Origin of the sequence: Microbacterium aurantiacum, from assembly GCF_040532595.1 — a bacterium.
Taxonomy (GTDB): domain Bacteria; phylum Actinomycetota; class Actinomycetes; order Actinomycetales; family Microbacteriaceae; genus Microbacterium; species Microbacterium chocolatum_B.
The window spans coordinates 2,122,400-2,134,991 of record NZ_JBEVYX010000001.1; the positions used below are offsets into that span (position 1 = coordinate 2,122,400).

At 73.2% G+C, this 12,592-nt stretch carries 9 protein-coding genes; 8 read left to right on the plus strand and 1 reads right to left on the minus strand.

Annotated elements, in window-relative coordinates:
* Positions 1-134: 134 nt before the first annotated feature.
* From ABXJ56_RS09990 to ABXJ56_RS10025, 8 genes are all read left to right on the plus strand, one after another.
* Positions 135-5,486 (plus strand): LPXTG cell wall anchor domain-containing protein, encoded by a 5,352-nt coding sequence (locus ABXJ56_RS09990; RefSeq protein WP_353999520.1) that lies wholly within the window; start codon positions 135-137, stop codon positions 5,484-5,486.
* A gap of 292 nt (positions 5,487-5,778) precedes the next feature.
* A complete protein-coding gene (locus ABXJ56_RS09995) occupies positions 5,779-6,183 on the plus strand; it encodes a holo-ACP synthase (RefSeq protein ID WP_353999521.1) in 405 nt (134 codons plus the stop codon).
* On the plus strand, positions 6,180-7,304 hold the full coding sequence (gene alr, locus ABXJ56_RS10000) for an alanine racemase (RefSeq protein WP_353999522.1): 1,125 nt from the start codon (positions 6,180-6,182) through the stop codon (positions 7,302-7,304). The genes ABXJ56_RS09995 and alr overlap by 4 nt, the downstream gene beginning before the upstream one ends.
* A 41-nt stretch (positions 7,305-7,345) precedes the next feature.
* Positions 7,346-7,846 carry a tRNA (adenosine(37)-N6)-threonylcarbamoyltransferase complex ATPase subunit type 1 TsaE gene (tsaE, locus tag ABXJ56_RS10005; protein WP_353999523.1) on the plus strand — a complete coding sequence of 167 codons (501 nt, stop codon included), beginning with the start codon at positions 7,346-7,348 and terminating at the stop codon, positions 7,844-7,846.
* Between the two features lie 69 nt (positions 7,847-7,915).
* Positions 7,916-8,587, plus strand: a complete 672-nt coding sequence (gene tsaB / locus ABXJ56_RS10010; protein WP_353999524.1) for a tRNA (adenosine(37)-N6)-threonylcarbamoyltransferase complex dimerization subunit type 1 TsaB — start codon at positions 7,916-7,918, stop codon at positions 8,585-8,587.
* On the plus strand, positions 8,584-9,105 hold the full coding sequence (rimI, locus tag ABXJ56_RS10015) for a ribosomal protein S18-alanine N-acetyltransferase (protein WP_353999525.1): 522 nt from the start codon (positions 8,584-8,586) through the stop codon (positions 9,103-9,105). Before tsaB ends, rimI begins: the two co-directional genes overlap by 4 nt.
* A gap of 32 nt (positions 9,106-9,137) precedes the next feature.
* A complete protein-coding gene (gene tsaD, locus ABXJ56_RS10020; protein ID WP_435404991.1) occupies positions 9,138-10,277 on the plus strand; it encodes a tRNA (adenosine(37)-N6)-threonylcarbamoyltransferase complex transferase subunit TsaD in 1,140 nt (379 codons plus the stop codon).
* Complete coding sequence (locus ABXJ56_RS10025) at positions 10,274-11,062, plus strand: DUF4190 domain-containing protein (protein WP_353999526.1); 789 nt, start codon at positions 10,274-10,276, stop codon at positions 11,060-11,062. Before tsaD ends, ABXJ56_RS10025 begins: the two co-directional genes overlap by 4 nt.
* Positions 11,063-11,311: 249 nt before the next feature.
* On the opposite strand, the gene ABXJ56_RS10030 is transcribed toward ABXJ56_RS10025, so the two are convergent.
* Positions 11,312-12,517 carry a class I SAM-dependent methyltransferase gene (locus ABXJ56_RS10030; RefSeq protein ID WP_353999527.1) on the minus strand — a complete coding sequence of 402 codons (1,206 nt, stop codon included), beginning with the start codon at positions 12,515-12,517 and terminating at the stop codon, positions 11,312-11,314.
* Positions 12,518-12,592 lie beyond the last annotated feature (75 nt).

Here is a 12,592-nt window from a genome sequence, read left to right on the forward strand (position 1 = left end):
GGACGCCCCGCCAACCGCATCCCGACGCCGCGCACGCGACGTTCGCGGGGCGTTCACCGGCGGTTCACCGCGGCGACCGCTCCCGGTGGGCGGGATCCCTAGCGTGACGGGGAACCCCCACACGAAAGCGATTCATGTCACGCCTGCGTTCCCGCTCCGCCCGCACCTCCCGCTCCGTCCTCGCCGCCACCCTCGCGCCGGCCCTCGTCCTCGGCCTCGTCGGGCTCTCCGTCCCCGCCGCCGCCGCCGAGAGAAGCGCCCTCACCGCCACGGCCGGCATCCCGGACCTCCTCGTCACCGAGATCGTCGGCGACAACGTCGGCTACGACGACTACGAGTTCTTCGAGGTGCACAACTCCTCGGACCGGGCGATCGACCTCGACGCCGAGGGCGTGGGATTCTCGTACATCTTCGGCGACTCCGATGACCGCGGCTCCGACGTCCGCCTCACGATCCCGTCCGGAACGACGATCGACGCCGGCGAGACGGTGGTCTTCTGGCTGAGCTACACGACGTCCACGGTGGACAGCTTCGCCCGCTCGGTCGACGACTTCCGGGCGCACTTCGCCGCCACCCAGCCGGATGCCGCGTACGACGTCGTCCGCGTCGAGGGGCAGGCGGGCATCGCCAACGGCGGCAACCGCGGCATCCGCATCGCGACGCCGGGTGCCGAGATCAGCCGCTCCTTCGCCCCGTCGGGCGGATTCGCCACCGACCAGGGCGTCGTCTTCCAGGCGCCGGCGGCCGGCACGAGCGCCGCGGTCCTGCAGACCCTCGCGGCGCCGACCCCCGGCATCCTGAACGAGGGCACGCTGACCCCGCCCGCCCCCGAGGAGCCCGAGGAACCCGTCGCGGAACCGCTCGTCGCCCGTGACCTCCTCGTCACCGAGTTCGCGCCGAACAACGTCGGCGCCGACGCGTACGAGTTCGTCGAGATCGTCAACACCACCGCGCGCGACATCGATCTGACGGATGCCGGAGTCCGCGTCGTCTACGACTACCTCACCGCCGAGAAGGACCTCGCCTACCCCGCGGGTGCCGTGATCCCCGCCGGGGGTGTGGCGGTGCTCTGGCTGCAGTACTCCCCGAACACCGACGGCCTCACCGACGCCGACTTCCGCGCGTTCTACGCCGCCGAGGCCGGTGACGCCACCGCCGCCGCCGACTACACCGTCATCCCGGTCACGGGTCAGGCCGGCTTCGCCAACAGCGCCGAGCGCGGCATCCGGCTGCAGGCCGGCGACACCGTCCTGAGCGAGGCGCGCTACCTCGCCGCCCAGGTCGGCAACGGCCTCGGCGTCGACTACCGCCTGCCCTCCGACGGCGCCTCGACCGCGATGGCCACCCTCCGCGAGCTCGCCCCGGCGACCCCGGGCATCGTCGACCCGGAGGCGCTCGTCCCCGCCCCGATCGTCCGCGAGCCCGACCCGACTCTCGTCACGGCGCCGCTGCAGATCACCGAGGTCGCGCCCGACACCGCGAACATCGCCGGCGCCGACGCGTACGAGTTCATCGAGGTCTACAACGCCACGACCGAGCCGATCGACTTCCGCGACTACAGCCTGAAGTACCTGTATCCGCTCGAGGACCTCACGAACTCCAACGCGGTGCTCTGGCCCGCGACGAACCGGAACGCGGTCATCCCCTCCGGCGGCACGATCGTCTTCTGGATCAAGAACGGCGCGAACGACGCCCTCACCGCCGCGGACTTCAACACCCACTTCGGCAGCACGCTCGTGGCGGACGAGTCGCTCTTCGAGATCGCCTCCGGCGGCATGGCCAACGGCTCGCCCCGCGGTCTCGAGATCGTCACCAACACCGGCTTCGGCGTCAACCGCGCGTACTACAACCTCGGGGGCGTCGACGACACCACCGCGGACCAGCCGGTGCAGTACGCCGCCGGACGCGCCGACCTCACGATGCAGACGAAGCTCGGCACCGCGGCCGCGACCCCTGGCGCCGTCTACGCCGAGCAGGTCGAGCCGGGACTCATGATCGCTCCCGCCGACACCACGGCCCCGGTCGTCACCGACACCACGGCCGCCGAGATCGCGCCCGGTGCGGACTTCCCGATCGTCCACACCATCACCGACGACGCGCAGGTGCGGACGGTCACCCTCGAGGTGAAGAGCAACCTCGATCAGGCGCCGACCCGCTTCGACCTGCTCGCCGATCGTGACGGGCAGACGTACCGCTACGTGATCCCCGCGGTCGACCTCACCGGCAAGGCGTGGTTCGAGTACCGCGTGATCGCGCGGGACGGCCGTAACCAGACCGAGACCGAGACGACCCGCGTCGCCGTCGCCGGCGTCGACACCTCCCCGGTGCGACTGCAGCTCGAGGACGGCCAGTGGCTCGCCGGACAGGTGGACGTCGCCGCGGGCGGCACGGTCTATCCGACCGACCTCCGCCTCTCGATCGACGGCACCGAAGTCGAGGCCGCCCCGCGCATCGAGCGCCCCGCGGTGTTCGCCTTCGAGGCGAGCGGCACCGACAACCTCTTCCGCAACGGCGTGCTCATCGGCGACGACGTCCTGCACATCTTCGAGCGCGGCACCTACGCGAACTGGGAGACCATCTCGGTCGAGGTCCCGGTGTCGTACCTCGAAGGCGACGAGGTCACGATCGGGGTCTGGGCCGGGACCAAGGCCAAGCCCGGCATCGACCTGAACGAGAACAACGACGACTTCTCGATCCGCGGCGTCCGCCTCATCCTGCCCGACGGTCGCACCCTCACCCCGGCCGGCTACGACGATCCCACCCGCATCCTGCCGATGGGTGACAGCACCGGGCGCCTCGACAACTTCGACGGCACCTTCACCATCCCCGCGGACGCGCGCACCGCGGTCGGCTACACGTGGGACACCACGACCGTCGCCGACGGCCCGCACCGCGTGGGCGCGGCATCCGGTGAGAACAGCGTCGAGGTCGCCGTGAACGTCGACAACACGGCGCCGGAGATCACCACCGACCTCGAGGAGGGCCGCCTGTACCAGGGCGAGTTCGTCATCGACGGTCAGGCGACGGATGCCGGAGCCGGCGTCGCGGCGCTCACCGCCACCCTCGACGGGCGCGCGATCGAGCTGCCGTACCGGACCGGGTCCCTTTCGCTCGGCGACGGCGACCACACGGTGCTGTTCCGGGCGACGGATGCCGCGGGCAACGTCGCCGAGCGCACCGTCGTGTTCGCGACCCCGGTCGAGGAGCCCGGCAACGAGCTCCTCTCGCCGGAGGACGGTGCGGTGTTCACCGACGACGAGGAGATCGACCTCACCGCCCGCGCGACCGACCCGACCGGCGACGTGCTGGATGTGGCGTTCCGCGAGGCGTATCGTCCCGCGATCGGCGAGGGCATCCAGGCGTTCACCGGCGAGACTGGCACGGCGCTCGCGACCGACCGGAGCGCCGCCCGCGCGCTGACGGCGGAGGAGGCCGCGCAGATCGGCCGCTGGGACGAGGATGCGGCCACGCAGACCTCCGACACCGCGTTCCCGTACCAGCTGTTCGAGGTGGCGGTTCCGGCCGAGGCCGGTGACGACGCCCGCGTGCGGGTGCGCTGGGACGGCTCGGCCAACGCCGACGCGAAGGTGCTCCTGTACGTCCTCGGCACCGACGGCGCGTGGCACGAGTTCGACCGCGCGCTGACCACCGACGGGGCGCCCACCGCGTTCACGCTCGAGGCGATGGTGCCGGTCGCCGGTCACGTCGCCGACGGGGTCGTCACCGTGCTGGTGCAGCACTCGGAGGGCTTCGCCGGGGAGAACCTCTCGGCGCGGGACAGCGTCATCGAGCCGAACCACCCGGAGGACACCCCGCGCGCGGAGTACGACTTCACCTTCGCGTGGGAGTCCGACACCCAGTACTACAACGAGACGTTCTACCACCACCAGCTCGCCATGCACGAGTACCTTCTGGCGGAGCGGGCGGACCTGAACCTCCAGTACCTCTTCCACACCGGTGACGTCGTGAACATCGCCGAGGACATGGCGCAGTGGGAGCGCGCCGACCCGGCCTACGCGCTGCTGGATGAGGCGGGCCTGCCCTACGGCGTCCTCGCCGGCAACCACGACGTGGGCGCGTTCGACGCGAACTACGACAACTTCAGCCGGTTCTTCGGGGCGGCGCGGTTCCAGGACAACCCCTGGTGGGGCGGCGACTACCTCGACAACCGCGGGCACTACGACCTGATCACCGCCGGCGGCATCGACTTCCTCATGCTCTACATGGGCTGGGGACCGGCGGACGCCGAGATCGACTGGATGAACGAGGTCATCTCGCAGTACCCCGAGCGCACGGTCATGCTGAACCTGCACGAGTACATGCTGACCACCGGCGGTCTCGGACCCATGCCGCAGCGGATCCTCGAGGAGGTCGTCGCGCCGAACCCCAACGTCCGGACGGTGTTCTCCGGGCACTACCACGACGCCTTCACGCGCATCGACACGTTCGACGACGACGGTGACGGCGTCGAGGAGCGCGAGGTCTACCAGATCCTCTTCGACTACCAGGGGCTCGCCGAGGGCGGCATGGGCTACATCCGCCTGATGCACTTCGACAACGTCGGCCAGCAGATCATCTCGCGCACCTACAGCCCGTCGCTGGCGGACTACAACGCAGACGACCCGACGCTGGAGCTGCAGCACCAGGAGTTCTCGATGCCCTACGCGGGGCTCGGCATCCAGCCGATGCAGAAGGTGCTGGCCACCGACGCGTTCCGGGCCGACATCCTCACCTCCACCCCGATCGCGGAGATCGCCGACGTCGAGAGCGGTGCCGATGTCACCGCCTCGTGGCAGCCGGGACTCGGCACGCACGGCTGGTACCTCGCATCGGTCGACCCCTACGGGGCGACGGCTGACTCGGAGGTGCGGACGCTCGTCGTCGAAGCCGCCGAGGGCCCGGGCGACGGCGAGGGCCCGGGTGACGGCGAGGGTCCGGGCGACGGCGAGGGCCCCGGTGACGGCGAGCCCGGTGACGGACGTCCGCAGACCCCGTCCACCCCGATCGCGCTCGACGACATCGACCCGGCTCTCGAAGGCGCCATCACGGTTCAGGAAGCGGTCCGGATCGGCGACCCGTTCACCGTCCGCATGGATGCCGCGCACGCCGGCAGCTGGGTGCAGCTGTGGCTGCACTCCGACCCGGTCGCCCTCGGCACGTGGACGCAGGTCGGCGCCGACGGCACCGTCTGGGCCGTGATCCCGGCCGGCACCGCCACCGGAGAGCACACCCTCGTGGGGCAGACCGTGGACGGCGTCCTCGGCTGGGCGGGCCTCGAGGTCCTCCCCGCCGCCGGCGAGGCCCCGGTCGACCCGGTCGACCCGCCCGTGACCGGAGCGCCGGCCGACTCCGGGAACGCCGCCGGACCGGGCGCGCTCCCGGCCACCGGTACCGACGGGCTCGCCCTCGGCCTCACCGCGGGCGGGGCGCTGCTCCTCCTGGCGCTCGGGGCGTTCCTGGTCATCCGCCGCCGCCGCGCAGCCTGACGGCGACCACCTGGGCCGGCACCGCGGTCCCGCGTCGAAAACGCGGGGCGTCACGCGGTCGCCGGCCCCGGCGGTCGGCCGGAGGGCCCGGATCTCCCGCGATGTCGACGCGCGAGCCGGCCGTCCCCGGTGTCGTCCGTGAAACGACGGGGTGGAATCGACGCGTCCAGCCCTCGACAGGGCCCGGAGTGTCGATTCGACCCCACGCTTTCACCGGCTCCGCGCCGGAGGCTCGGGGCGCAGCGCGCGATACAGTGGCGGATGCCGCGCCGCGGCGCGGAGGGAGGCCCCGGTGATCGTGGGGATCGGCATCGACCTGGTCGACATCGACCGCTTCGAGCGCACCCTCGCGCGGACTCCGCGCCTCGCCGAGCGCCTCTTCTCGGCATCCGAGAGGGAGCGCAAACCCCGCTCTCTCGCCGCCCGCTACGCCGCCAAGGAGGCGCTCATCAAGGCCCTCGGCGGCTCGGACGGCGTGCACTGGACCGAGATCGAGATCACCCCCGAGGAGTCCGGCCGCCCGTGGTTCACGCTCACCGGGTCGACCGCCGAGGTCGTCGCGGCCCGCGGCATCACGACGCTCCACCTGTCGATGTCGCACGACGCGAACCTCGCCACTGCCTACGTCGTCGCCGAAGCCGGGCGGGTCGCCGAAGCCGGGCAGACCGCACCGACCGTGCCGGGGGAGCCCGCATGACCATGCCGACCACCCCGCCGTTCCGCGAAGCGCTCGTGGACGTCTCGGCGATCGAGCACAACGTCCGGCACCTCCGCGCCCTCACCGACTCCGAGGTCATCGCCGTGGTGAAGGCCGACGGATACGGCCACGGCGCGGTGCGCTCCGCCGCCGCCGCGCTCGCGGGCGGCGCGGCCCGGCTCGGCGTCGCCGACATCGGCGAGGCGCTCGCGCTCCGCCGCGGCGGCATCGACGCGCCGATCCTCGCGTGGCTGCACGCGCCCGGCGAGGACTTCCGCGAGGCCGCCGCCCACGGCATCGAGCTCGGGATCTCGCGCTACGAGCAGCTGCAGCAGGCCGCGGCCGCGGCATCCGCCGATCATCCGGTCGCCGTGCACCTGAAGATCGAGACGGGACTCTCGCGCAACGGCGTCGCCCCGGCCGAGTGGCGGGTCCTCTTCGCCGAGGCGGCGCGGCTCGAGCGGATCGGCCACCTGCGCGTCCGCGGCATCTTCAGCCACCTCTCGAACACCTCCGCCGACGACGACCGGGCAGCTCTCCGCCGGTTCGAGGAGGGCCTCGGCGCCGCGGCCGTCGCCGGTCTCGCCCCGCCGCTCCGGCACCTCGCGGCCTCGCACGCGGCGATCGCCCTTCCCGAGGCGCGGTTCGGCTGCGTGCGGCTCGGGGTGTCGATCTACGGGCTGTCGCCGTTCGACGACCAGAGCTCGGCGGACCTCGGGCTCCGGCCCGCGATGACCCTCCGCGCGCCGGTCGCCGCGGTGCGGCGGGTGCCGGCGGGCACCGGCGTCTCGTACGGCTACACCCATCGCACGGATGCCGAGACGACCCTGGCGCTCGTGCCCCTCGGCTACGCCGACGGCGTTCCGCGCCAGGCGTCGAACGCGGGCCCCATCTCGATCGGCGGGCGCCGCTTCACGGTGAGCGGGCGGATCGCCATGGACCAGTTCGTCGTGGACGTCGGCGACCACCCCGTCGCGGTCGGCGACGAGGCCGTGCTCTTCGGCGACCCCACGCTCGGGATGCCGTCGGCCGACGACTGGGCGCGCGCCGCTGACACCATCAACTACGAGATCGTCACGCGGATCGGTCCGCGCGTCGTCCGAAGGCCCGTGGCGTCGTGACCGGCGACAGCGTGACGTCCGATACGGGAGAGGAGCGCACCATGACGGGACTCGACGCGCTGATCGGTGAGCGCGAGATCGCCTCGCCGGAGGCGATGGAAGACCTCGGCCGGCAGATCGGCGCTCTCCTCGGCCCGGGCGACCTCGTCGTCCTCACCGGTCCGCTCGGCGCGGGGAAGACCACCCTCACCCGCGGCATCGCCGAAGCGCTGGGCGTGCGCGGGCCGATCCAGAGCCCCACGTTCGTCATCGCGCGCACCCACCCCTCGCTGGTGGGGCGGATGCCGCTCATCCACGTCGACGCCTACCGGCTCGGCTCACCCGCCGAGCTCGACGACCTGGACCTCGACCTCGACCGCTCGGTCACCATCGTCGAGTGGGGACGCGGCATGGTCGACGGTCTCCGCGACACCTGGTGGGACGTGGAGATCGGTCGCGAGTGGCACGGCCACGGCGTCGACAACGCGTGCGGCACGATCGGGCGCGAGAACGAGCTCGACGCGGCGGCCCCGCGGCGGGTGACGGTGACCCGGCGGCCCTGAGCGCGGGCTCCGCCCGCCCCGCCCGTCCCCGAGCGCATCCCCGCGGGCACCCCGACTACCCTGGGAACCGTGATCCTCGGCATCGACACCTCCCTCGGCACCGCCGTCGCGGTCGTCGACGACGACGGCCATGTCCGCGCCGAGGTCGAGAGCATCGATCCCCGCGGCCACGCAGAGGTCATCGGCTCGCTCCTCGAGCGCGTGCTCGCCGAGGCCGGCGCGGTCTCCGCCGACATCACCCGGGTCGCCGCGGGCATGGGCCCCGGACCCTTCACCGGGCTCCGCGTCGGCATCGCCGCCGCGCGCGCCTTCGCCCTCGGCGGCGACCGCGGGCGCGGCATCCGCGTGGTGCCGGTCGTGAGTCACGACGCCGTCGCCCTCGAGCTTCTCCTGCACAGCGCGCTCACCGGCGGGCTCGACGACGCCGACGACGAGGCGTTCGCCGTGGTCACCGACGCCCGGCGTCGCGAGGTCGCCTACACCGTCTACCGCGGGCTCGACGACGACGGGCTGCCGCGCCGCGTCGCCGAACCCGCCCTCGCCCTCCGCACCGAGATCGACGGGGTGCTCGATTCCGGGCGGATCCTCCGCCGGGATGCCGAGCGGATCCCCGCCTCCCTCCTCGCCGTGGCCGCCGCCCGCGCCGTCGCCGCGCGACGCGTCATCGGACCGGACGACGCCCTCTACCTCCGCTCGCCCGACGTGACCCTGCCCGCACCGCGCAAGAAGGTGATCGCGTGAGCCTCCGCACCGCGACGGCATCCGATCTCGACGGGATCATGGCGCTCGAGCGCGCGTCGTTCCCCACGGATGCGTGGAGCGCCGAGATGATGCGCGCTGAACTGATGTCGCCGCACGGGCGCTACATCGTCGACGAGGAGGCCGGACGTCTGCTCGGGTACGCGGGCTTGCGCGCGGTCTCCGGGGCAGCGGATGCCGACATCCAGACCATCACCGTCGACGGCGCGGCGCGCGGACGGGGGCGCGGCCGCACGATGCTGCGCGAACTCCTCCGCACCGCCGACGAGCGCGGTGCACGGACGGTGTTCCTCGAGGTGCGCGCCGACAATCCCGTCGCCCAGCAGCTCTACCGCAGCGAAGGGTTCGTCGAGATCGGCCGGCGCCCGCGTTACTACCAGCCGGACGACGTCGACGCGATCATCATGAGGGTCGACCTCGCCGGCTGGAAGGCGCAGGGTGCGGGGGCCGGTGCCTGGACGGGCGCGGGTGTCGCGACATCCGGGGGAGTGTGCACGTGAGCGGCGTGGCCCCGGCGGCCCCGGCGGTGCCGGTGGTGCGCGAACCCCTGGTCCTCGGGATCGAGACGAGCTGCGACGAGACCGGCATCGGCATCGTGCGGGGGCGGACGCTCCTGTCGAACACCATCGCGAGCTCGATGGATGATCACGCCCGCTATGGTGGCGTCGTCCCCGAGGTCGCCGCTCGCGCGCACCTCGAGGCGCTGCAGCCGGCGATCGACACCGCCCTCGCCGAAGCGGGAGTCTCTCTCGCCGACCTCGACGCCGTCGCGGTCACGAGCGGACCGGGACTCGCCGGGGCGCTCATGGTCGGCGTCGGTGCCGCGAAGGCGCTCGCCGTCGCCCTCGACACACCTCTCTACGCCGTCAACCACCTCGTCGGACACATCGCCGCCGACATCCTGCGCCCGGCCACGGACGGCGACGGCGCGGGTACCGATGCCGTGGACCCGGATGCCGTGGGCCCGGATGCCGCGCCGGTGGAGTATCCGACCGTCGCCCTCCTCGTCTCCGGCGGCCACACGTCGCTGCTTCTCGTGCGCGACCTCACCTCCGACGTCGAGATGCTCGGCGAGACGATGGACGACGCCGCGGGGGAGGCCTTCGACAAGATCGCCCGCATCCTCGGGCTCGCTTACCCCGGCGGCCCCGAGATCGACCGCGCGGCGGCGACCGGCGATCCCCGCGCAATTCCGTTCCCTCGAGGGCTGTCACGGGCGTCCGACATGGCCGCGCACCGGTACGACTTCTCCTTCTCGGGCCTCAAGACCGCCGTCGCCCGGTGGGTCGAGCAGCGCGAGGCGGCAGGCGAAGAGGTGCCGGTGGCCGACGTCGCGGCATCCTTCCGTGAAGCGGTCGTCGACGTGCTGGTGACGAAGGCGCTCGCCGCGTGCCGCGATCACGGGGTGCCCCGCCTGCTGCTCGGCGGGGGAGTCATCGCCAACCGGCGCCTCCGCGAGGTCGCGCTGGAACGGGCGGCCGAGGCGGGCGTCGCCGTACGGATCCCGCCGCTGTCGCTCTGCACGGACAACGGCGCGATGATCGCCGCGCTCGCCGCCGAACTCATCCGCTCGGGGCGACCGGCATCCACTCTCGAGTTCGGGGCGGATTCCACGCTCCCCGTGACCGAGATCCAGGTCGCAGCGCGCGAGGCGGCGGAGGCGCACCCGTGACGGATGCCGGCGACCCGCCCCTCCGCCGCCGCTCGCGCGGCGCGCAGCCGACGCCCGTGCCCTCGCTTCCCCCGCTGGTGACCGGACCCATCCCGCCGCTGCCGACCGGTCCGATCCCGGCCGCGGCGGCGCCCGCGTCGCCTGCGCCCGCGTCGCCTGCGCCCGCGTCGCCTGCCGTGCCCGCCCGCGCGGCATCCGATGCTGCCTTTGCCTCCGACATGACGCTCGACGTCACCACTCCCGCGGCATCCGACCCCGCCGCGCCCGCCGCGCCGATCCCCGCCCGGCCCCCGGTCCCGCCGCTGCCGCCCGGGATCCCGCCCGCTGTCGCCGCCGTCCCGGCCGTCGTCGAACCGCCGTCGCCCGACGTGACGCTCGCCGAAGAGGCGTCGCCGCTCCCCGGCGCCCACCGCGGCGGCTTCCACCGCCTTCCCACGGCGCCGGTCGGGATCACGGAGCAGATCGCGCCGCGCGAGCCGGGAACCGAATCCGGACCCACCCCCACCGTCACCGCGCAGTGGCTCATGGCGTCGCCCGCGCCTCCGCGCCGGGGACTCGCCGCCTGGGCGCTGGTCTTCGCGCTCCTGGGGCTCGTCGTGTCGCTCTTCGTCGGGTTCGGGTTCCCCCTCGGCCTCGTCGCCATCGTCGCCGGACTCCTCGCCCTCCGCCGGGCGCTCGAGAGCACGACACTGGCGTGGTGGGCAATCGCCCTCGGCGCCCTGTCGCTGGTCTACAGCGGCGGATGGCTGTACTTCGCCGCCACCCAGACCAACCTCTTCGACTGACCTCGCGCCGCCGCGGGTCCCCGCGGTGAAACCCTGGGGTGATTTCTGCGTGTCGGGCCCGCCGAAGGGGTGTTCGCGTCGATTTCTCCCCGCGGTTTCACGCGTCACGGCTCGGACCCCGTCGAAAGCGCGGGAGATTCCGGCGCAGCGGGCCCGGGGAAGGCCCCGGCGTCGCGTGTCGTCCCGCGTTTCCGACGCGAGGGCCGTCCGATCGGCCGCGCGCGCCCGGACCCGCCGCCCTCCGGATCGTCAGACGCGGTCGGCGAGGATGGCGCGGCGTCGGGTGCCGACGCGGGTGAGGACGAGGGTCGCGGAGGCATCGCCCCGGAGCTTCAGCTTCGTCCGTAGGGCGGCCGGATCGATGTCGACGCCGCGCTTCTTGATCTCCAGCGTCCCGATCCCGCGCTCGCGCAGCGCACGCGCCAGCGCCTTCACGTCCGTCGGCAGCTCCTCCCGCACCCGGAACGACTGCACGAACGGGCTCGTCAGCGCGGCATCCGAGGTCAGGTAGGCGATCTGCGGATCGAGCATCCCGGCCTGAAGCGACCGCGCGACCTCCCCGATCAGGCGCGCGCGGATCACCGCGCCGTCCGGTTCGTGCAGATACGCGCCGAGCTCCCGCGCGGGTTCGTCCGGGGAGTCCTCCGCGGCCCGGATCTCGTTCACCGTCTTCCCGCGGAACACCAGCGCCGCGCGACGCACACCGTCCCGGGCGAGCGCGCCCGACCAGAGGACCAGTTCCACGGTCGACCCGTCGACGCTCACCCACTGGGCTTCGACCTCGTGGGGGATGAGCGCGCGGTCGAGGCCCGGCCCGAGCTTGATGCCCGCGGGCATGCGCGCGGCGAGGTCGAACGCCCACTCCAGCGACGGCGACCAGTCCTCGGGTCGGGTGCGCGACGTCTCGGAGTGCCCGGCCGTCCGGCGCGCCGGGTCCAGCCACACCGCCGTCGCCTCGGGGACTTCGGAGCCGAGGTCTGCGACGGCGTCCTCCGCGCGCCTATGCCGCACGCGGACGTCCGCGCCGAACGGAGCGAGGTTGTAGGCGGCGATCGCGGCCGTCACCTCGTCGGCGTCGACCGCGTCGACCGACATCCCGAGCGCGGCGAGCCCCAGCGCGTCGCCGCCGATCCCGCACCCGAGATCGAGAACGTGACGGATGCCGGCATCCTGAAAGCGTCCGGCGTGAGCGGCCGCGATCGATAGACGCGTGGCCTGCTCGAGCCCCGCGCGGGTGAACAGCATGCGGGAGGCGAAGTCGCCGAACTTCGCGCGGCCGCGCGCGCGGAGCCTCGCCTGTCCCACGACGGCCGACACCAGGTCGGGGGAGTGCCCGGCGGCCCGCAGCCGCGACACGGTGCGCGCGACGTCGTCGGCCGATTCGACGAGCGGGATCTCGTCGAGGAGGCGCAGGCCGTCGGGGGTCAGCAGGGCGGTGAGTTCGGCCATGTCCACCCGTCCCACCCTAGGCTCCGGGCCCACCCGGGGAATTCCCGATCCCCCTCCCACCCCGCACCCCGTACCCCGAAA